At 32.6% G+C, this 21,124-nt stretch carries 19 protein-coding genes; 13 read left to right on the top strand and 6 right to left on the bottom strand.

Annotated features, from left to right (window positions below; genetic code table 11):
* Positions 1–91: 91 nt before the first annotated feature.
* Entirely contained in the window at positions 92–943 is an 852-nt protein-coding gene (locus tag ACEN92_RS06840) for an N-acetylglucosamine kinase (RefSeq protein ID WP_495641624.1), read from the top strand.
* 9 nt (positions 944–952) lie between these two features.
* Complete coding sequence (locus tag ACEN92_RS06835; RefSeq protein ID WP_495641623.1) at positions 953–1,327, top strand: methylglyoxal synthase; 375 nt, start codon at positions 953–955, stop codon at positions 1,325–1,327.
* On the opposite strand, the gene ACEN92_RS06830 is transcribed toward ACEN92_RS06835, so the two are convergent.
* Together ACEN92_RS06830 and ACEN92_RS06825 are read right to left on the bottom strand one after the other, a co-directional pair.
* Positions 1,308–1,688 carry a Rid family detoxifying hydrolase gene (locus ACEN92_RS06830; protein ID WP_495641622.1) on the bottom strand — a complete coding sequence of 127 codons (381 nt, stop codon included), beginning with the start codon at positions 1,686–1,688 and terminating at the stop codon, positions 1,308–1,310. The genes ACEN92_RS06835 and ACEN92_RS06830 overlap by 20 nt on opposite strands.
* Positions 1,689–1,718: 30 nt before the next feature.
* Positions 1,719–4,457, bottom strand: coding sequence for a putative LPS assembly protein LptD (locus tag ACEN92_RS06825; protein ID WP_495641621.1), 2,739 nt, complete (start codon positions 4,455–4,457; stop codon positions 1,719–1,721).
* A gap of 82 nt (positions 4,458–4,539) precedes the next feature.
* On the opposite strand from ACEN92_RS06825, the gene ACEN92_RS06820 reads away from it, so the two are divergent.
* From ACEN92_RS06820 to ACEN92_RS06785, 8 genes are all read left to right on the top strand, one after another.
* Entirely contained in the window at positions 4,540–5,667 is a 1,128-nt protein-coding gene (locus ACEN92_RS06820) for an N-acetylmuramoyl-L-alanine amidase family protein (RefSeq protein WP_495641620.1), read from the top strand.
* A 50-nt stretch (positions 5,668–5,717) separates the two neighbouring features.
* The gene (locus tag ACEN92_RS06815) at positions 5,718–6,683 is read left to right on the top strand and encodes an MlaD family protein (RefSeq protein WP_495641619.1); all 966 of its coding nucleotides are present in this window, start codon (positions 5,718–5,720) and stop codon (positions 6,681–6,683) included.
* A gap of 5 nt (positions 6,684–6,688) precedes the next feature.
* Entirely contained in the window at positions 6,689–8,026 is a 1,338-nt protein-coding gene (locus ACEN92_RS06810) for a 4Fe-4S dicluster domain-containing protein (RefSeq protein WP_495641618.1), read from the top strand.
* Between the two features lie 137 nt (positions 8,027–8,163).
* Positions 8,164–8,955, top strand: coding sequence for a (Fe-S)-binding protein (locus ACEN92_RS06805; RefSeq protein ID WP_495641617.1), 792 nt, complete (start codon positions 8,164–8,166; stop codon positions 8,953–8,955).
* Positions 8,955–9,554 (top strand): hypothetical protein, encoded by a 600-nt coding sequence (locus ACEN92_RS06800; RefSeq protein ID WP_495641616.1) that lies wholly within the window; start codon positions 8,955–8,957, stop codon positions 9,552–9,554. Before ACEN92_RS06805 ends, ACEN92_RS06800 begins: the two co-directional genes overlap by 1 nt.
* A gap of 56 nt (positions 9,555–9,610) precedes the next feature.
* On the top strand, positions 9,611–10,093 hold the full coding sequence (locus ACEN92_RS06795) for an ABC transporter ATPase (RefSeq protein WP_495641615.1): 483 nt from the start codon (positions 9,611–9,613) through the stop codon (positions 10,091–10,093).
* A 537-nt stretch (positions 10,094–10,630) separates the two neighbouring features.
* Positions 10,631–11,767, top strand: a complete 1,137-nt coding sequence (gene bshA, locus ACEN92_RS06790; RefSeq protein WP_495641614.1) for an N-acetyl-alpha-D-glucosaminyl L-malate synthase BshA — start codon at positions 10,631–10,633, stop codon at positions 11,765–11,767.
* A gap of 26 nt (positions 11,768–11,793) precedes the next feature.
* Positions 11,794–12,219 (top strand): protease complex subunit PrcB family protein, encoded by a 426-nt coding sequence (locus tag ACEN92_RS06785; protein WP_495641613.1) that lies wholly within the window; start codon positions 11,794–11,796, stop codon positions 12,217–12,219.
* Between the two features lie 54 nt (positions 12,220–12,273).
* Here ACEN92_RS06785 and ACEN92_RS06780 read toward each other — a convergent pair whose 3' ends face one another.
* A complete protein-coding gene (locus ACEN92_RS06780; protein WP_495641612.1) occupies positions 12,274–12,771 on the bottom strand; it encodes a hypothetical protein in 498 nt (165 codons plus the stop codon).
* A gap of 151 nt (positions 12,772–12,922) precedes the next feature.
* Positions 12,923–13,741 carry a UDP-2,3-diacylglucosamine diphosphatase gene (locus tag ACEN92_RS06775; RefSeq protein WP_495641611.1) on the bottom strand — a complete coding sequence of 273 codons (819 nt, stop codon included), beginning with the start codon at positions 13,739–13,741 and terminating at the stop codon, positions 12,923–12,925.
* A 188-nt stretch (positions 13,742–13,929) separates the two neighbouring features.
* Between ACEN92_RS06775 and aroC the strand changes: the two genes are divergently transcribed.
* From aroC to ACEN92_RS06760, 3 genes are all read left to right on the top strand, one after another.
* A complete protein-coding gene (gene aroC, locus ACEN92_RS06770; RefSeq protein ID WP_495641610.1) occupies positions 13,930–14,988 on the top strand; it encodes a chorismate synthase in 1,059 nt (352 codons plus the stop codon).
* Between the two features lie 47 nt (positions 14,989–15,035).
* Positions 15,036–16,322 (top strand): dicarboxylate/amino acid:cation symporter, encoded by a 1,287-nt coding sequence (locus ACEN92_RS06765; RefSeq protein WP_495641609.1) that lies wholly within the window; start codon positions 15,036–15,038, stop codon positions 16,320–16,322.
* Positions 16,323–16,450: 128 nt separating this feature from the next.
* Positions 16,451–18,637 carry a response regulator gene (locus tag ACEN92_RS06760; protein ID WP_495641608.1) on the top strand — a complete coding sequence of 729 codons (2,187 nt, stop codon included), beginning with the start codon at positions 16,451–16,453 and terminating at the stop codon, positions 18,635–18,637.
* Here the strand turns inward: ACEN92_RS06760 and ACEN92_RS06755 are convergent.
* Positions 18,634–19,884 carry a DEAD/DEAH box helicase gene (locus ACEN92_RS06755; RefSeq protein WP_495641607.1) on the bottom strand — a complete coding sequence of 417 codons (1,251 nt, stop codon included), beginning with the start codon at positions 19,882–19,884 and terminating at the stop codon, positions 18,634–18,636. The two genes, ACEN92_RS06760 and ACEN92_RS06755, sit on opposite strands and share 4 nt — an antisense overlap.
* Before the next feature lie 133 nt (positions 19,885–20,017).
* The gene (locus ACEN92_RS06750; RefSeq protein ID WP_495641606.1) at positions 20,018–21,055 is read right to left on the bottom strand and encodes a formimidoylglutamase; all 1,038 of its coding nucleotides are present in this window, start codon (positions 21,053–21,055) and stop codon (positions 20,018–20,020) included.
* Between the last annotated feature and the right edge of the window lie 69 nt (positions 21,056–21,124).

Here is a 21,124-nt window from a genome sequence, read left to right as displayed (position 1 = left end):
AAGTAACGGGATTTCTTATTTTATTACCTCTTTAATTAATGTAAAAAACACACTTTTTAATTAAAGAAACTAATCCAAAAACTAAAATAAAATGAAATTAATAGTTGATAGTGGGTCTACCAAAGCCGATTGGATTGCAATTGATGATAATGGAAAGGTATTATTCACAACACAAACTTTAGGGTTGAATCCTGAAATTCTTGATGGTCCTGAGATTATCGAGAGATTAAATGACCGTTTTGATATTTTACAAAATAGAAAAGAAGCTACACATTTGTTTTTTTATGGAGCAGGTTGTGGTACAGACAGAATGAAACAATCTTTATCTCAAATGTTTCAGGAATATTTTGTTAATGCAATTGTTGAAGTCCATGAAGATACGTATGCTGCCGTTTATGCAACTACTCCAAAAGGAGAGCAGGCAATTGTGAGTATTTTAGGTACTGGTTCCAACTGCAGTTATTTTGATGGAAAAGTATTGCATCAAAAAGTACAGTCATTAGGGTATATTGTTATGGATGATTGTAGTGGGAATGTTTTTGGAAAAGAACTGATCAGAAAATATTATTTTAATAAAATGCCTAAAGAATTGGCAGTTGAATTTGAAAAGGAATATGATTTAGATCCTGATTTTATTAAGAATAAACTTTACAAAGAGGCAAATCCAAATGCTTATTTGGCAACTTTTGCTAAGTTTTTAATTCAACACAAAGACTCTGAATTTTGTAGAAAAATCATTTTTAAAGGAATGAAATCTTTCGTAAAAAATTATATCAGACAATTTGAAAATTGCAAAGAAGTTCCTGTGCATTTTGTGGGTTCAATCGCTTTTTATTTAAAAGACGAATTACAGGAAATATTTGATAAATATGAACTTCAATTAGGTAATGTTTTAAGACGTCCAATTGACGGTTTGATAGCGTATCACGTTGCTAATAAATAATATTTTATAATGGAAATTGCAATTATTGCTCATGATGGTAAAAAAGCGGATTTGATTAATTTTTTAATTAAAAACACAGTTGTTTTACAAAATGAAAATATAAGCCTGATTGGTACGGGTACTACCGGAGGAAAAGCTGAAGCTGCGGGTTTTAAAACCAGAAGAATGCTTTCAGGACCATTAGGAGGTGATGCTCAGATAGCCGGAAGAGTGGCAGAAGGAATTACAAAAATGGTTTTCTTCTTTAAGGACCCTTTGTCGAGTCATCCCCATGAAGCTGATATCAATATGTTAATTCGTGTTTGCGATGTACATAACGTGCCGTTGGCAACAAATGAAGCAACGGCACAATTATTATTAGATGCTATTGCACAGCAATTATAGAAATTTCAACATTTACATTCTTTGGCAGACAAGCCACCTGAACCGTTTCACGAGCTGGAGCGGTTTTTTCATTAAAATAAGATCCGTAAACAGTATTTATAGCTGCAAAATTATTCATATCCATAATAAAAATAGATGCTTTTACAACGTTTTCAAAAGTCATATCCGCAGCTTCAAGAATTGCAGCAATATTTTTCATGACTTGATGGGTCTCATCATTGATGTTCTCGGTAATAAGCTCTCCTGAAGCAGGATTTATAGCTATTTGTCCGGAAGCATAAAGTGTGTTTCCTGATAATACAGCCTGGTTATAAGGTCCGATAGGAGCCGGAGCTTTTTCGGTAAAGATTATTTTTTTCATATCAAAAAGGTATTAATTTTTATTTGACGATTATCGGTTAGAAGTGCTTCGTTTGTTCCATTTTATGTCACTAAGCATTCCTGATTTTATTCCAATAAAGAAATTCCAGTTAGAATAAGCTCCAAGTGGTGTCCAGTTAAAAGACATTCTCCAGCTTAATAAATCCCTTTCAAAACGTAACTGAGTAAAAGTAACTCCTCGTTGCACAAAATCATAACCTGATGAAATTCCCCCTTTCCATTTAGGAGTAATATCAATATTTGCAGAAACCATTAGAGAGTTTCCTGTAATTTTATTTTCCCTGCTGGTATTTGAATAGGTTAATGAATAGGCCATAGTCATATCCCAGGGAAGCTTAGAATTAAAGAATTCAGTAATTACGTTTTCTTTATCATCTTCTGAAAATTGGCTTTTTCTAGTATCATTCAAATCGGTATTGGTACCAAACAAATCATCACTACGTCCTCCGTTTCGCTCACTTTGTTTATTTTCATCCTTTTTTTCATTTTTGTTTGTAAAAGAATAATTCAAAGTCATATTGGCGCTGGTCATTCTAAATAAACTTCCTCCATTATTGATATTGAAGACATTAATTTGCTGTCCGGAATTATCAATAGCATAAGGATTTAAAGTAGCTGCAAAATTGACATTCATTTTGTTGTCAAACAATTGGGTTCCCCCACTAACACGAACCGGTTCGAAAGCAAATGTTGTCTTGCCGTCAGCATTAAAATTATAGCTGGTGCTAAAGTTTAAATTGTTTAGCAGCATCATTTTTTTAGGCTCGGTTTTAGTGCTGTCACTGTCTCTTACTTTGGCTTCAAAAGTATTGCTTAAATCAAATCCTACTATATTTGAGTTTGATAGTCCCGGTTGTCCGTAAACTCCATTTTCAAATCGTGTATATTCCTTCATAGTAGTACCTGTAGCATCTATGGCATAAGTATCATAATATCTCTCGAAACTAGGAGTGTAGGAGTATGATATAGATGGGCGCATGACATGACGTATGGCTTGTATCTTTTTGGTATCACCAAATTTAAAAGTACCGTAAATAGTAGTTCCCAAACTAGAACTAAAGTTGTATGTTCTAAAAGCGTCAAAACCACCCACTGTTTTATCGACAACCTTATTCAAATCCTGGTCATACGATCTGTCAATGGTTTTTGTTACCCATGTTTCCTGATAATTTGTAGACGCACTGGCACTAAAATATTTGAATATTTTAAAATTGGTGCTGATAGGGATACTGTGTTGCATACCGATTTTTGCATTATCAAACATTTGAGGTTTAAAAAATAAAGAATCGTTAGTTACAAAACTATTTTTTCCGCTCAGGCTATATTGTAAATTGATGTTCTTAATTATACCTTTTTTTACACCATCTTTTCCAACAAAAGGATAAATACGATCAATACTTGCCTGTAATGAGGGCAATGTCATGTTTATTTCTTCTGTTTGTGTATTTTGGGAATGAGTTGCAGTTAATGCTATTCTGGCTTGTGGGATAGTATTAAAAGTTTTGTTATATGAAATAGAAGAGCTAAGAGTGTTGTTTAAGTTTGATCCAATATTTGCCTGATTGATGGATTGCTTAAAATATTTACTGCTACCCATATTTACAGAAGCAGAAAAACTCGAATTAGGATTTGCTTTGGAATCTCGTGAGTGAGACCACTGAATGTTGTAAATATTTTGTTTTGAGTAATCCGGATACCCTCTTTCACTTGAAATTAAATTTTCAAAACGTATATTAACATTTCCCCTGTATTTATATCTTTCAGCATAAGAAGATTCGAAACGCATGGCGTAACTACCGTTCGTGTAATAATCTCCTAATACGGTTAAGTCATAATTATCGGTTAAGGCAAAATAATACCCCATATTCTGGAGTGAAAATCCACGGGTATTTGAGTCATTATAACTTGGTATAATAATCCCTGAAACGCTTTTTTCCTGACTCATAGGAAAATAAGCAAAAGGTAAAGCTATAGGCGTTGGAACATCAGCAATAACCATATTGGTTAACCCGGTAATTACTTTTTTTCCGGGAACGAATTTTACTTTACTGGCCCTAAAATAATATTCGGGATTGTCAACATCTGTTGAAGTTGTAAAACGTGCACCTTTTAAAAAGTATACGGAATCGTTTTCTTTTTTTGTAATAGGAGCTTTTATTTTAAATTCTCCCTGTTCTGTCCTTGAGTTATAAATTAAAGCCTTCTTTGTTTTAAAATTAAAACGAATAGAATCCGGCTGAACTTCGCTTTGGCCTTGCTTGAAATTTGGATATTGGTATAAAGTCCCTGTTGAATCTTTTATTCGGCCTGCATATACTTCGTCTTTTGCATAATCTAAGACTATAATTCCCGATTTAAGTTCTACATCTTTATAGTATAATTCGGCTTCGTTATAAAGCGTAATTATTTTCTTTTTCTGATCAATCTTAGCATAATCTTTTGCTTTGTACTTTACTTTTCCATCAAGAAAAGCCTTTTTAGGTTTAATACTGTCTACCTTTACAGTATCAACAACAGTTAGTTTAGGTTTTATACTATCTGTCTTTATGGTATCGACTACAGTCGGTTTAGGTTTATCTGTTTGTTTTCCAGTTGGTAACGAAGTCTTTTTGGTTTTTATATCCTGTGAATATAAATTACCATATCCTAAGCTTAGGAAAAATGATAATAAAACGATATTAAATAAGTTTGTATGCAAAGGTTTAAATGCTATTTTTGTAAAAGTATGGCTTGTTTTTTGACATGTCAAACTTACATATAATTTTTTGGCAAAAATAAACAATTATAAAAATTATAGCATTTGTGGTTTATTAAAATTAACTTTTATATTTATGAACATATATAACAAAACTAAACTAATATTTATTTTATTTATAAATATAATGTCTTTTTGTGCATACAGTCAATCTAATGTTTTTAAAGTGACACTTGATGCGGGACATGGTGCTCATGATTTTGGAGCTGTTTATAGTGGTCGTATTGAAAAAAATATAGCTTTGGCAATTGTTTTAAAAGTTGGGAAAATTTTAGAACTTAATCCTAATGTAGATGTTATATATACGCGTAAAACGGATGTATTTATTGATTTAGTGGAAAGGGCAAATATAGCTAACAGGGCCAATTCTAATATTTTTGTTTCCGTACATTGTAATGCTAATAAAAATACGGCGGCAGACGGAACTGAAACGTATGTAATGGGTTTGAGTAAAGTAGCATCAAATCTTGAAGCTGCAAAGAAAGAGAACTCGGTTATTACTCTGGAAAAAGATTATAAGCGTAAATACGAAGGTTACGATCCTAATTCTCCTGAATCAATGATTGGAATGACATTGATGCAGGAAGAATATCTTGATAACAGTATTTCGCTGGCCAGTAAAATCGAAGATAATTTTGAAAAACTTGGAAAAAAACTTCGTCACGGAGGCGTAAAACAAGCTCCGTTTATGGTACTGCATAAAGCATATATGCCAAGGGTTTTAGTTGAAACCGGATTTGTTTCAAATCCTACAGAAGGAGATCTCTTAAACTCCGAAGCAGGGCAGGATGATATCGCTCAGGCGATTGCCCAGGCTATTTTGAGTTACAAAAGAGAGTATTTTGGAAATGGTAACTCTGATGCTGATAATGTTAAACCTGTAAAGGATACTTCAACACCTGTAAAACCAAAAACAACAGTACCGATTACAGTCACTAAGACTGCTCCAAAAGGAACTTTTTTTAAGGTGCAGCTTATTGCCAGCATAAAAAAGACACCTTTGGAACCTAAAAATTTTAAAGGCTTAAAAAACGTAACCATGATATATGAAAATAATATTTATAAATATTTCTATCAGGAAACTTCAGATTACGAAAGTGCCAAGAAATATTTGCAAGAAGCTAAAAGTAAAGGATATGGAGCTTCTTTTTTAGTTGCAACTAAAGATGGTGAAAAAATCAGTATTCAGGACGCTGTCAAATAATACTGGTAAGTTCGAATATTTATATTAATTTTGTACAAACACTTACAATTTTGAAACTAACAAGAGAAATTAAAACGGCTATTTTAGTCATTGCGTCAATTTTATTATTTATTTGGGGTTATAGTTTTTTAAAAGGCAAAGACCTTTTTACTGATTATAAAACATTATATGTTGAATATGATAATGTTGAAGATTTAGCACAATCAGCACCAGTAACTTTAAACGGACTGGGAATTGGTAAAGTAAATAAAATTACAATCAATGAAACAACAGGCAGATTATTGATAGAACTTCAGTTAAAAACTGACTTTCCAATTTCTAAAACCAGTAAAGCAGCATTGTATTCTCCAAGTTTAATTGGAGGAAAACAAATCAAAATTATTCCAAATATGGCAGATAAAGATCTTGCTGTTGATGGACAAACTCTTGAGTCGGCTGTAGAATTAGGATTGACAGAATCGTTAGGCGGTAAAATTGAACCAATTCAGCAAAAATTAGATCTAATGCTTGCTAACATTAATACTCTGGTTGCCGGATTAAACAATGTTTTGGATAAAAAAGGTCAGGAAGATCTAAAAAAATCATTGTCAGAATTGAGTCAGACGATGGAGCAGTTTCATAAAGCTTCCGGAAGTCTTAATTCTATTTTAGATACGAATAAGTCCCAGATTAATGGAGTAGTGACGAATTTTAATAAAATGTCAGGCAATTTCAATAAAATATCTGATTCCCTAAATAAAGCTGATTTAGGAAAAACAGTTAGAAACCTTAATCAGACATTGGCTAAAGTGGATGGCATAATGAGTAATTTAAACTCAGGAAAAGGTACAGCCGGAAAATTATTAAATGACGATGCTTTGTATAATAATCTGTCTAAAACTTCAAAAGAGTTAGAGTTATTATTGCAGGATGTACGTCTTCATCCAACACGTTACGTAAATGTCTCTGTTTTTGGAAAGAAAAATAAACCTTATACAGCACCAACTGAAGATGAAAACTCATCTACTAAAAAATAAAAGGAATGAATTATTTAGATAATATTTTATTCGCTATACTTCTGATAGCAGGTTTAGGTTTTTTTGCATCCAGTGTTAAAAAAATCATTCGAAACATCAATTTAGGAGTGGATGTTGATAGAAAAGATAACCCTGCCGCACGTTGGAAAAATATGGCAATGATTGCCCTCGGGCAGTCTAAAATGGTAAAACGTCCCATTGCCGGAATTTTACATATTGTGGTTTATCTTGGTTTTATTATCATTAATATCGAATTGCTGGAAATTATTATTGATGGTTTATTCGGGACGCACAGAGTTTTTGCACCTTACTTAGGAGTGGTTTATGATGTTCTGATTGCTTCTTTTGAGATTCTGGCACTTTTAGTTCTGGTAGCTGTGATTACTTTTTGGATAAGAAGAAATATTATCAGATTAAAACGATTTATTAATCGTGATCTGGATGGATTCCCTAAAAGTGATGCCAATTACATCTTATATTTTGAGATGGTTTTAATGACATTGTTTTTACTGATGAATGCCTCAGATTTGCATCTGCAAAATGTTCCTGGAGGATTTTCACATTTTATAAAAGCAGGAAGTTTTCCTGTGAGTCGGTTTATCGCACCAATTTTTAACGGAATGTCAAATGAATTAGTAATGTTGCTTTCAGAAGCTTTCTGGTGGCTGCATATTACAGGGATTTTGATTTTTATGAATTATTTATATTTTTCAAAACATTTGCATATTCTTTTAGCTTTCCCAAATACCTATTTCGCCGATTTAAATTCGAAAGGGAAATTTGATAATCTGGAGTCGGTTACCAAAGAAGTGAAACTAATGATGGATCCAAATGCTGATCCGTTTGCTGCTGCTCCGGTTGATGAAAATGCTGTACCGGGTAAATTTGGTGCAAGCGATGTTCAGGATTTAAACTGGGTACAATTACTAAATGCATATACTTGTACAGAATGTGGTCGATGCACATCAGCATGTCCCGCAAATATAACAGGTAAAAAATTGTCTCCCCGCAAGATCATGATGGATACGAGAGATCGTTTGCAGGAAGTTGGAAAAAATATAGATACTAATAAAGGTGTTTTCGTTCCGGATAACAAAACATTGCTGAACGATTACATTACCCCCGAAGAATTATGGGCATGTACATCATGTAATGCCTGTGTAGAAGAATGTCCGGTAAATATCAGTCCGTTGTCTATTATTATGGATATGCGCCGTTATTTAGTAATGGAGCAAAGTGCGGCACCTATGTCATTAAATGCGATGATGACCAATATCGAAAATAATGGAGCTCCTTGGCAATACAATCAACAGGACAGATTGAATTGGAAGAACGAAAATTAGAAAAGGTTAAATTGGTTAATCGTTAATTCGTTTAATTGATAGAATAAAATAATTTTTCGGTTTTTAGTGAGGTTTAGAGTTGAATTCGTTTGTAACGATTAACCAACTTAACAATTAACCGATTAAACAAAAAGAATATGTCAGAAAGTTTAGTAGTACCGACGATGGCCGAAATGCTTGCCCAAGGAAAACAGCCGGAAGTTTTATTCTGGGTGGGTTGTGCAGGAAGTTTCGATGATAGGGCAAAGAAAATTACAAAAGCATTTGTGCGTATTTTAAATCGTACGAATGTTTCTTTTGCTGTTCTTGGTACCGAAGAAAGTTGTACTGGTGATCCTGCAAAACGCGCAGGAAATGAATTTTTGTTCCAGATGCAGGCTATGATGAATATTGAGGTCCTGAATGCATATGAAGCAAAAAAAATTGTTACTGCATGTCCGCATTGTTTTAATACCTTAAAAAATGAATACCCGGAACTAGGAGGTCAATATGAGGTAATTCATCATACTGAGTTTTTAAAATCATTGATTGATGATGGCAGATTGACTGTCGAAGGAGGACAATTTAAAGGTAAAAAAATCACTTTTCATGACCCTTGTTATTTAGGAAGAGCTAATAAAGTTTATGAAGCACCAAGAGATTTAATTCAAAAATTGGATGTTGAATTAGTTGAAATGAAGCGTTCCAAAGCAAACGGATTATGTTGTGGAGCAGGTGGAGCACAAATGTTTAAAGATGCTGAACCAGGAAATAAAGAAGTGAACGTTGAAAGAACCGAAGATGCTCTTGAAACACAGCCGGATATTATTGCAGCCGGTTGCCCGTTTTGTAATACGATGCTAACAGATGGTATAAAACATAAGGAAAAAGAAGGTCAGATTAAAGTAATGGATATTGCTGAATTAATCGCAAACGCACAGGATCTGTAATGAGAAAAATATTTTTACTCCTTATTTTAATGTGTTTTGCCAACACCTATTCTCAAGTAGGTTTAGATCTTATAGCAAAAGAAAGCTGTGAATGTTTAGATGCCAAAAAAGTCAAAGATCCAAATTTATCAGGCGATGAACTAAAAAAGGATGTTGGTATCTGTATAATTAAAAGTTATTCCGATCATAAGTCTGAGTTGAGTAGTGAGGAAAAAGAAAAATTTAACGACACGGACGGAATGGGGAAATTAGGTGAAACCGTAGCTTTAAAAATGCTTGCTTTTTGTCCTAATATAATTATAGAATTGGGTAAAGACGCGAAAGAGGATGAGGCAGATGCAAAAGAAGACGCTTTCATTTTGGGTGAAGTAATTGATATTCAGTCAGAACAGTTCATTACTTTGCAAATAAAAGATCAAAACGGAAGGAAATATAACTTTCTCTTATTAACCTACTTTGAGACGGCTCCTTTGTTGACTAACAATGATATAAAGAAAAAAGATAAACTTAAAGTAAGTTATACTGAAATTGAATTATTTGATTCAAAAGCTAAAGAATTTAGATATTTCAAAATCCTTACTAAATTAGAAAAACAGTAATCAAGACCTTAAGTCATAAGTCTGCAATCTAAAATCAACAATTTAAAAAAATTAAAATGTACGTACCTTTTGAAAATTTACCTGGCGAATCCAGAATCTGGATTTACCAATCGAACAGAAAATTTTCTGAGGAAGAATTTTCTGAAATTGAGTCTGACCTAAAATCTTTTATTGATGGCTGGGCTGCACATGGAACAAGTTTAGAAGCTTCATATCTATTAAAATACAACCGATTCATTATTTTGGCTGTAAATCAGGATGTTCAGGCGGCTACAGGTTGTTCTATTGATAGTTCAGTTGAGTTTATTCAGGGCTTAGAGAAAAAGTATAATGTTGATTTGCTGGATAAAATGAATGTTACTTTTAAACTTGGTGAACATATTGCACACAAGCCTTTAATTGATTTTAAGAAAATGGTTAAAGATAAATCGGTTTCTGAAAATACGATTGTTTTTAATAATCTTGTAAATAATATCGAGGAATTCAACGAATCCTGGGAAGTTCCTGCTGTAGATAGCTGGCATAGCAGATTTTTCTAAGAGAAAATGATATAATATATTTGAAAGGCATAAAATTTAGATTTTGTGCCTTTTTTGGTCTTAATTTAATTTGTTTCAAATTTCAGGTTTCAGGTTTTGCTAAAGTTTGTCATTCCGAGGAACAAGGAATCTCCGCAGGTAACTCCACAAAGTAATGTCTTTGTAGGTCTGGCAACGTAGATTCCTTGTTCCTCGGAATGGCATGGATGGGAAAGGTTCTTATAAAACAGAAATCTCTAATCTAGCCCTGATGGAAACGACATCCTTTTATGGTCTCGTTCCAAAAACGAGACCATAAAAGATATAGCGGACAGCGGGACTCGTGGTGTTTTTAAAATAAATGTATTGCTCCTGATGAAAATTATGAGTAAAAGTCCTTCGGCTTCGCTCAGGATGATAGTAAGAGTTAATTATCTAAAAATCCAATAATCTAACTGTCTATTAATCTGATAAATCCAAGATTTACAAAAAATCTAACATTCTAAACCTTCAATTAAACGCTATTTTTAAGTACTTTCGTAGGACTAAATTTAATACATGAAAATAGCAATAGTTTGTTATCCGACTTTTGGCGGTAGTGGGGTAGTAGCCACAGAATTAGGCCTTGAATTAGCCAGACGCGGACACGAAATCCATTTTATTACTTATAGCCAGCCTGTACGATTGGCACTTTTAAATCCTAACGTTCATTATCACGAAGTTAACGTTCCTGAGTATCCTCTTTTTCATTATCAGCCTTATGAATTGGCTTTGTCAAGCAAATTGGTTGACATGGTGAAATTATATAAGATTGAGCTGTTGCACGTGCATTATGCAATTCCACACGCATATGCGGGCTATATGGCGAAGCAAATGCTAAAAAATGAAGGAATAAATCTTCCGATGATTACAACGCTTCACGGAACTGATATTACATTGGTTGGAAATCATCCTTTTTATAAACCGGCGGTAACTTTCAGCATCAATAAATCAGATTATGTAACTTCGGTTTCGCAGAGTTTGAAAGATGATACGTTGAAATTATTTAAAATAAAGAATAAAATTAAGGTGATTCCAAATTTTATTGAGTTGGATAAAGTCAAAAGAGATCCATTGGCACCTTGTCATCGTTCTGTGATGGCAAAAGAAAATGAACGTATTGTTACCCATATCAGTAACTTTAGAAAAGTGAAACGCATTCCGGATATTATTAAGATTTTCTATAATATCCAAAAAGAAATGCCGGCAAAATTAATGATGGTCGGTGATGGTCCTGAAAAGGAAAAAGCAGAGATTTTATGCCAGGAATTAGGAATTCATGATAAGGTGATTTTCTTTGGAAACAGTAATGAAATTGATAAAATTTTATTGTTGACCGATTTGTTTTTACTTCCGTCAGAAACAGAAAGTTTTGGTTTGGCAGCTTTAGAAGCTATGGCTTGTGGGGTACCGGTAATTTCGAGTAATTCAGGTGGTTTGCCGGAAGTAAATTTTGATGGTTTTTCAGGATATTTAAGTAATGTTGGAGATGTTGATGAAATGGCTTCAAATGCGATTAAAATCCTTAAAAGCGATGCAGTTTTAAATGAGTTTAAAAATAATGCTTTAGAAGTTGCAAAAAAATTCGATATTAAAAACATATTACCTATATATGAAGCGTTATATCAAAAAGCAATAGACGATTATAAAGAATAGAAATTTTAACCTATAAATAAACGGTAATGAAAAAAGTAATTTCGGTTTTAGCAGTTTTCGTTTTAATTTCCTGTGGAGGGGCAAAAAAAACATCTGATTCAAAAGGATTATATGAAGTTTTAACGGAACAATCTAATGGAGGAGGAAACATTAAATTTTTTGAAATACTGAGTGAACCCAATGAAATTAAAATGCTGGAAAATGACCCGCTTTTAAAAGATAAAATGAAGAGCCCGGATATCAGTAATTCAAATTATGTGATTTTGAATATGGGAGAGAAGAATTCCGGAGGATATTCAATAGGAGTTGAAAAGGTAGAGGAGACTGATAAGAATATTATAATTACTGTAAAAGAAAACAATCCTTCGTCGGACGCTATGGTAACTCAGGTAATCTCTTATCCCTATACAGTTGTAAGGGTACACTCGAAAAAAGAAATCATAATTAAATAAAAAAATCCTGTCGCTTTAAAACGACAGGATTTTTTTTATAAATAGTTATGAAATTTAGAACTTAAATTTGACACCTAAACCTACATCAAAACCAAAGTTGTCATCATCATAATAACCTGATCCAATTTCTGGTCTTGCATCTAATGATAATAAAATTGGCACTTTGTCAAAACCATATTCGATACCAATATCACCGGCAGCAAAAACATAAACTCCATTATGATCACCATCATAACCTACATTATTATCGTTATAATCCCATGCAGCAACACCTCCACCAACACCGGCATACCAGTTGAAACCACCATCAATATTCCAAACCCATTGATAAAGAGCAACTCCTTTAATGGCATCTACATAACGGCTGTCTCTCCATCCTAAATCGAATTCAAGTCTGTTGTTTTTAGATAATCCTCTTTGGTATGAAACCTCTCCTCCAAATCCATCATTATCTCCTAAACGAAGACCCAATGCATTTTTAGCAATTTCTTGTGATTGTGCCGAGAATGCTAATCCTAGTAGCATAAAGGCTGATAAAATAATTTTTTTCATAAAACGGTTATTAATTTTTTCAAAAATACAATTACTTATAGGTATAAACGTATAATATTATATAAAATTGTTATATAATTTACACTAATTGTAATTTAAAAATGAAGAAAGTCTGGCTTGTTGTAACGCATTTATAATTAATGTGTTGCCATTATTTGATAATTGAGGTAATTAATTGTGAAGTTAAAATATCTTCCATTTCAAAAAGATTTTCTTCCTCCATAATATTCATTTCTGAATAAGAAACTAACTTCCATCGTTTTTTATGATACTCCAAGGCAGTTAAATTTTCGACCCAGTCTCCGGAATTTAAATATAAAGTAGAACCGTATTTGTTTTCTTTCTCAATAATTTTAGGTTCATGAATATGTCCGCAAATTACATAATCATATTTTTTTTCGATTGCTAAATCAGTAGCAGTAGTTTCGAAATCAGAAATAAATTTGACAGCCTTTTTTACACTGGCTTTTATTTTTTTAGAAAATGAATAGGGCTCTCTTCCTAATTTGGATAAAAACCAGTTTACTAATCGATTTGTCAAAATTAAATAATCATAACCTAAACCGCCTAATTTTGCTATCCATTTTGAGTGTTGTACAGAAGCATCAAAAACATCTCCGTGAAAAATCCATGCTTTTTTGTCGTCTAATTCCAATATTAATTTATCAACTAAGGCAAAATTTCCCATATTCATGTTGCTGAATTTTCTTAGAATCTCATCATGATTTCCGGTAATATAATACACTTTTGTGCCTTTAGAGGCCATTCCAATTATTCGTTGAATGACTTTTAAATGTGATTTAGGGAAGTATGATTTTCTAAATTGCCAGGCATCAATAATATCACCATTCAAAACTAATGTTTTTGGTTTAATACTTGAAAGGTAGTTGTTTAACTCTTTGGCATGACTGCCATAGGTTCCTAAATGCACATCTGAAATGATGACTAATTCGACATTTCTTTTTTTCAATTTTTCTTAATTTGAAGTTTAACAAATAAAGCAAACTTAGATTGGTTTTGTTTTATCAAAAGGTTATCAATTTAGCTTTGATTTTAACAAATTGTGATTTTTAAACAGGTTAACCTTTAGTTAATAATACTAATTTTAAATTTTTTAATTTAATTCATAAAACTTACATTTGCTCAAAACTAATTATAATGGCAGGAAATAGCTACGGCACACTATATAAAGTTACCACATTTGGAGAATCTCATGGGGAAGCTTTAGGCGGAATAATTGATGGTTGTCCATCTGGAATTCAGCTTGATTTTGAAGCAATTGAAGTTGAAATGTCCCGAAGAAAACCAGGACAGTCAGCAATTGTAACCCAAAGAAAAGAACCGGATGCAGTTCAGTTTTTATCCGGTATTTTTGAAGGAAAAACTACAGGGACTCCAATAGGATTTATTATTCCGAATACCAATCAAAAATCTGATGATTATTCACATATAAAAGACAACTACAGACCAAGTCATGCGGATTATGTTTATGATCAAAAATATGGTTTTCGTGATTATCGCGGAGGCGGAAGAAGTTCAGCACGTGAAACAGCAAGCAGAGTAGTTGCAGGCGCAATTGCGAAACAAATGCTGCCGGAAATTAAAATTAATGCTTACGTTTCGTCTGTTGGACCAATTCATTTAGATACACCTTATCAGGAATTGGATTTTTCAAAAACAGAAAGTAATCCTGTCCGTTGTCCTGATGAAAAATCAGCTGCAATAATGGAAGAATATATTCGCGACATCCGCAAACAGGGAGATACTGTTGGAGGTGTTGTATCTTGTGTAATTCAAAATGTTCCGGTTGGTTTAGGCGAACCTGTTTTTGATAAATTACATGCAGAATTAGGTAAAGCAATGCTTTCTATTAATGCTGTTAAAGGTTTTGAATACGGAAGCGGTTTTTCAGGTTCAGAAATGAAAGGAAGTGAACATAATGATTTATACAACCCTGACGGAACTACAAAAACGAATCTTTCAGGAGGAATTCAGGGTGGAATCAGTAATGGTATGGATATTTATTTCAGGGTAGCTTTTAAACCGGTTGCTACTATTATGCAGACTCAGGATTCATTAGATAATAAAGGTAACATTACACCAATGACCGGAAAAGGGCGTCATGATCCGTGTGTAGTACCAAGAGCTGTACCTATTGTTGAGGCAATGGCAGCAATTGTTTTGGCTGATTTTTATTTAATCAACAAAACATATTAATTTAAAAGCAGGCAGTGAGGGTCTTAATTTAATTTAAAAAACAATTAATGAATACAATTCAAAACCAAAAGAAATCATTTATTTCAGGACTGACAGGTCAAATTTTAATTGCAATGATTCTGGGTGCTATTTTAGGCATCATTTTGCATAATTCGATTTCGTCTGAGGCGGCACAATCGTTTAGCAATAAAATAAAAATGTTAGCGACTATCTTCATCCGTCTGGTGCAAATGATTATTTCACCGCTGGTTTTTACCACTTTGGTAGTAGGAATTGCAAAATTAGGAGATATTAAGGCAGTAGGAAGAATTGGAGGTAAAGCTTTAGCATGGTTTTTTACTGCTTCTTTTATATCGTTATTGATTGGGTTATTTTATGTAAACATATTAGAACCGGGAGTAGGACTAAAATTAGGACATGTCGATTTGGCAACAGCTTCTGAGGTTACAGCTAAAACAAAATCAATTTCTTTTGAAAATTTTGTAGAGCATATTGTTCCTAAGAGCATTATTGAAGCTATGGCAACCAATGAAATTTTACAAATTGTAATATTTTCTATCTTTTTTGGATTGGCAGCCGCTTCATTAGGAAATACAGTCAAGCCGGTTATAAATGCTTTAGATAAAACATCACACATTGTTTTAAAAATGGTAAACTATGTAATGAACTTTGCTCCAATTGGAGTTTTTGGAGCCATTGCAGGTGTATTTGCAGTGAGGGATTTTCAGGAATTAGCTATTACTTATTTCAAATTTTTTGGTTCATTTTTAATTGGAATCAGTTCTTTATGGGTTATTTTGATTGTGGTAGGTTATGTTTTTCTGAAAGGAAGAATGAATGAATTACTAAAACGTATTGTTGGGCCCTTAGTTATTGCATTTGGAACAACCAGCAGTGAAGCTGTTTTTCCTAAATTAACAGAACAACTGGAAGAATTTGGCGTAAAAGACAGGATAGTATCTTTCATGCTGCCTTTAGGATATTCGTTTAATCTGGATGGAAGCATGATGTATATGACTTTTGCCAGTATTTTTATTGCACAGGCTTATGGAGTGCATTTAGATATAGGTACACAAATGGTTATGCTTTTGGTTTTAATGTTAACAAGTAAGGGTATTGCGGGTGTTCCAAGGGCAAGTCTTGTTGTTGTAGCAGCAACATGCGGTATGTTTGATATTCCGGTAGAAGGAATTGCTTTAATTTTACCAATCGACCATTTTTGTGATATGTTCAGAAGTGCAACAAATGTTTTAGGAAATGCTTTGGCGACTTCGGTAGTTGGACAATGGGAAGCAGATAAAGAATTAAAAACGATTGTACAAAAAGATATTTAATTGTTTGATTTAAATGCTTTAGGTTTAGTTTTTTATGGCTAATTAATTTATAAAAAAAGAGTTGTAATTTGTTTATCAAATACAGCTCTTTTTATTTTAAAGTGTATATTTGAAAAAATTAGCCGATTATGCCCCGAATACGGATTTTTTTACTCTTATTGTTACTGAATTGCTTTTGTAATTCGGCAATAGGGCAATATGGAGAAATTCCGGATGTTAAAATTTATGAATTAATAAAAAAAGCCAAGTCAGATTTTAAAGATTCAAATTTTGAAAAATCATTAATTAATTCAAGAGCTGCTCTAAACTATGCTTCCTTAAAAAAAAATAATTATTTAATTGCCAGCTGCTATAAAATTATAGCGGATAATTATAATGAATTATCAGAGTTTAACAGAGCAATTTTTTTCTTTAACAAAAGCTTATTCTATGCCAATAAAACAAATAACGATTCGATAAAGTATTGTCTTTATAATAATTTAGGAAATGTATATTGTTTTGAGAAAAAAGAATTCAACAAAGGCATCAATTACTACAAAAAATCTATCGCATACGGTTTAAAAATTAATGATTTTAAACAAGTGTATTTTACAAACGTAAATATAACCTGGGCCTATTTTGATATTGGGAATTTTAAAGAAGGAACCCCTTTTTTAAAATATATCAATATGTATCAGAAAAGAGATGGTGGCAGATCAACAGCAATTGTTGTAAACATGCTTAATGGGATGTATTTGAGTTATAAAAATGACTATAAAAATGCAAATACCTATTTTAACAATGCAATTGAATCAGGAAAAAACAGCGATGAGAAATCCGATTTGTCTTTTGCACATTTAGAATATTCCAAATTTTTAACCAAAACAGAAAAATATAAAGAAGCATATGAAAACCTGTCTCTTTATAATAAAATTACAGAGGATTTGTATAGTCGGGAAAAGCTAAAAAAAGCTTCGATAGCAGGATTTAATTTAGAATTGGATGAATATAAAAGGGAGATAGATAAAATTGAAAATGAAAAAATAATACAATCTCAAAGCCTTAAAAAATCCAAGATAATTGTCGTCTTATTTATTTTGATATCGTTTATTTTTTTAATCCTGATTTTTACTTTATATAAAAATATTGTTATTAAGAAAAAGGCTAATGAAGAGCTTTTAAAAGCTAAAGAAATTGCAGAAGAAGCCTCATTATTAAAAACACAGTTCATCTCAACGATAAGTCATGAATTGCGTACACCTTTGTATGGAGTAGTAGGAATTACGAATATGTTGCTGGATGAGCATAAGGAATTGTCTACAAGCCAATATTTAAATTCATTAAAATTCTCCGCCCGTTATTTATTATCTTTAGTAAACGATGTTCTCCAGATAAATAAAATAGAAGAGAACAGGGTTGTCCTTGAAAATTCAACTTTCAACATCAGAGAGGAAATCAATATGATTAAAAATTCATTATCATTTTTATCCAGGAAAAACAATAATCAGGTTTTAGTAAATATAGACTCAGATATTCCTCAGGATTTAATTGGTGATAAACTCAGGCTTGGTCAGATTTTGATGAATTTGGTGAGCAATGCGCTTAAATTTACCAAAAATGGTGAAGTCATAATAATAGCTAATTTGATTAAGATTGAACAGGATAATTATTTTATAGAATTTCAGATAAAAGATAATGGAGTTGGTATAGCAATGGCTGATCAAAGTAAGGTTTTTGACAAATTTGTGCAAGTTGGCAGAAAAGAAGAAGATTATCAGGGTACAGGTTTAGGACTGAGCATTGTAAAAAAACTTTTGCAGCTGTTTGGAAGTACAATTTCCTTAAAAAGTAATATAGATGAAGGGACATCATTTACTTTCACAATCCCATTTCAATATAATCCTGCAGAAACTCAAATAACTACTGATGAAATTGATTTCGATTTGGAATCAAATCAGTTGTATAAAATTTTAATAGTCGAAGACAATATTATCAATCAGCTTATTACTAAAAAGATTATAGAAAAAAATAATTATAAATGTAGTGTTGTTAATGACGGATTCACGGCAATTAATTTATTACAAAAGGAAGAATTTGATGTTATTTTAATGGATATTAATATGCCTGTAATGAATGGATTTGAAACTACAAGACGAATTCGCTCAAATAGAATTTTAACCCCAATTGTAGCTCTTACTGCTTTTGATAAAGATGAAATTGAAAATGAAGCTTTTTCTTCAGGAATGAATGACATTATCATTAAACCTTTTGAATCGGAAAAATTATTTAAGATTATAAATAACCTTATTTTAGAAGAAAAAAACGTTGGTTGTTAATACCAACGTTTTTTATTTTGCTTAGAAGCATTTGATTTTCTGGATTTATGGGCACTTCCGCTTCTGTTTGAATTTTTGGGTTTTTCAGTAGTTGCTTCAGGACTGCCGTCATGCCATTGATATTGATGATCACTTACAGTTTTAACATCTACTTTTATTAATTTCTGAATGTCTTTCCAGTATGCAAGCTCATCTTTACCACAAAAAGATATAGCAATCCCGCCGTTTCCTGCACGTCCGGTTCTTCCAATTCGATGGACGTAAGTTTCAGGAATATTAGGGATATCAAAATTAATAACATATGGCAACTGATCAATGTCAATTCCTCTTGCTGCAATATCGGTAGCGACCAGCACGCCAACTTCTTTGTTTTTAAAAGCATCTAAAACACGTTGTCTTGCATTTTGAGATTTATCCCCATGAATTGCTTCGGCAGCGATATTGTTTTTGCGAAGCGCTTTTACCACATTATCAGCACCATGTTTCGTTCTCGAAAAAACCAATATATTTGATAACTCTTCTGTTTTTATTAAATGATAAAGTAAATTTCTTTTTTCGGTTTTATCAACAAAATAAACACGTTGTTCTACATTTTCGGCTGTAGATGAAACAGGAGATACAGTTACCGTTTCAGGATCTGTTAGAAACATTTCGGCCAATTCACGAATAGCTATAGGCATAGTCGCCGAAAAAAGTAAAGTCTGTCTGTTTTTAGGTGTCAGTTTTACGATTTTTTTCACATCGTTTACAAATCCCATATCCAGCATTTGATCAGCTTCATCTAACACCAAAGTGTGTAAATGGTCCAGATCAAGAAAGCCTTGTTTCTGCAAGTCTAATAATCGTCCGGGCGTAGCTACTAAAATATCAATTCCTTTTTTTAAGGCGTCAACCTGAGGATTTTGCGAAACGCCGCCAAAAATAGTCAACTGTGTTAAGTTGGTATATTTGCCATACGTTTCAAAATTTTGTCCAATTTGAACGGCTAATTCACGGGTTGGTGTAACTATTAAAGCACGAATTTGTTTGGCTTTTTTTGTTGAGCCAACAATGCGGTGTAACTGATGTATAATCGGAATAGCAAATGCTGCCGTTTTTCCGGTCCCTGTCTGGGCACATCCAATTAAATCTCTGCCGGATAAAACTATCGGAATAGATTGTTCCTGAATTGGAGTCGGATTTAGGTAGCCTTCTTCAAATACGGCTTTTTGTATACTTTTTGAAAGTGATAAATCTTCGAATAACATAACTTAGGTATTAAGAACTTAGTTTTAAGTACTAAAATTCTGTGCAAAGATAGGTTTATTCGGTCAATCGTTTAATTGAATCTTGGTTTATTTGGTAAAAGTGTCAATTTCAGATAATTAATATCACTTGTGGTTAAAGTTTTTCGTGATTTGCCTTGATGAAATCAGTTACTAAATAACCAATTAATTTACCAATTAAATGATTGTTTGGCGAGTTGTCCAAATCTGGCGCTCCTTCACAAATATGCAAATAAGCCGCATTTTTATGTTGTCCAAAAAACGAAATAAACTGACGCAATTCTTCAATTGAAAATCCGCTGATTGTCATGGCACTACTGGCAATATTTGGAATCGCATCCAGATCAATTTCAATTCCGAACGAATCTGTTTTTATAAATTCCAAAGCAGCAATCATTTCTTTATTAAAGTCTTTTTCTTTGCGGATATTGATACTGTCATAAGTATTGTAACGAACACGGTCTTCGAGTTTTTTTATGATATCAAGAACACTTTTTGAAGTATAATTTTCGTGTAAACCAAAAATAAAATATTTTTTCAGGAATCCTTCTTCATAAGCATAAGAGAAACCATTACCACTGTGACGTCCTTCCAGAATTCTAAAATCTGAATGGGCATCAAAATTAATAGCATTTATCGGTTTTCCATTAGCAAGAGCCGAACCTTTTATGTTGCCATATGCATTATTATGGCCACCTCCGATTATAATAGGAGTTTTTCCGGCTTTAATTAAAGTAAAAATTATATGCGAAACTTCTTTGTCAATTTTTTCGACAAGCTGACTTAGTTTTGATCGGTCGTCAATATCATTGAAATCAAGATTTTCAACATCCCGCATTTCTTCAGATACATTAATATGTCCTAATACAATAATCTGGCTTCCTTTGGAAAAACGATTATGCTGAATGTTTGCAATACTTTTTATAGCACATTCCCACGCAGATGCAGCTCCGGGTCTTCCATAATTAGCCCTTACACCAATATCCTCGGGTATACCTAAAAGAACATACCTGGCATCACATTCTTTCAGGAAATTAACTATATCAGTCCCCTTAGGAATAATAATCATTTTTTCCCCAAATTTTATTTCGCCGCTTCGGTGATTGGTCACTTTTGCTAAATCATTAATAGTAAAAGGGATTAATTTATCCATAAAAAAAAATTATTCTCCAAAAATACTATAATTGTGTTAACTTACGTTATTACCTTATATTAATTATTA

It is taken from the genome of Flavobacterium sp. Flavsp81 (assembly GCF_059491325.1).
Note: the sequence above shows the minus strand (reverse complement) of the source record. Positions and strands in the feature narration are given on the sequence as shown.

Excerpts from the sequence above, each read along its gene's own strand:
- ACEN92_RS06840 (WP_495641624.1), top strand. The coding sequence starts at position 92 with ATGAAATTAATAGTTGATAGTGGGTCTACCAAAGCCGATTGGATTGCA.
- ACEN92_RS06835 (WP_495641623.1), top strand. The coding sequence starts at position 953 with ATGGAAATTGCAATTATTGCTCATGATGGTAAAAAAGCGGATTTGATT.
- ACEN92_RS06830 (WP_495641622.1), bottom strand. The coding sequence starts at position 1,688 with ATGAAAAAAATAATCTTTACCGAAAAAGCTCCGGCTCCTATCGGACCT.
- ACEN92_RS06820 (WP_495641620.1), top strand. The coding sequence starts at position 4,540 with ATGAACATATATAACAAAACTAAACTAATATTTATTTTATTTATAAAT.
- ACEN92_RS06810 (WP_495641618.1), top strand. The coding sequence starts at position 6,689 with ATGAATTATTTAGATAATATTTTATTCGCTATACTTCTGATAGCAGGT.
- ACEN92_RS06805 (WP_495641617.1), top strand. The coding sequence starts at position 8,164 with ATGTCAGAAAGTTTAGTAGTACCGACGATGGCCGAAATGCTTGCCCAA.
- ACEN92_RS06800 (WP_495641616.1), top strand. The coding sequence starts at position 8,955 with ATGAGAAAAATATTTTTACTCCTTATTTTAATGTGTTTTGCCAACACC.
- ACEN92_RS06795 (WP_495641615.1), top strand. The coding sequence starts at position 9,611 with ATGTACGTACCTTTTGAAAATTTACCTGGCGAATCCAGAATCTGGATT.
- bshA (WP_495641614.1), top strand. The coding sequence starts at position 10,631 with ATGAAAATAGCAATAGTTTGTTATCCGACTTTTGGCGGTAGTGGGGTA.
- ACEN92_RS06785 (WP_495641613.1), top strand. The coding sequence starts at position 11,794 with ATGAAAAAAGTAATTTCGGTTTTAGCAGTTTTCGTTTTAATTTCCTGT.
- ACEN92_RS06780 (WP_495641612.1), bottom strand. The coding sequence starts at position 12,771 with ATGAAAAAAATTATTTTATCAGCCTTTATGCTACTAGGATTAGCATTC.
- aroC (WP_495641610.1), top strand. The coding sequence starts at position 13,930 with ATGGCAGGAAATAGCTACGGCACACTATATAAAGTTACCACATTTGGA.
- ACEN92_RS06765 (WP_495641609.1), top strand. The coding sequence starts at position 15,036 with ATGAATACAATTCAAAACCAAAAGAAATCATTTATTTCAGGACTGACA.
- ACEN92_RS06760 (WP_495641608.1), top strand. The coding sequence starts at position 16,451 with ATGCCCCGAATACGGATTTTTTTACTCTTATTGTTACTGAATTGCTTT.
- ACEN92_RS06755 (WP_495641607.1), bottom strand. The coding sequence starts at position 19,884 with ATGTTATTCGAAGATTTATCACTTTCAAAAAGTATACAAAAAGCCGTA.
- ACEN92_RS06750 (WP_495641606.1), bottom strand. The coding sequence starts at position 21,055 with ATGGATAAATTAATCCCTTTTACTATTAATGATTTAGCAAAAGTGACC.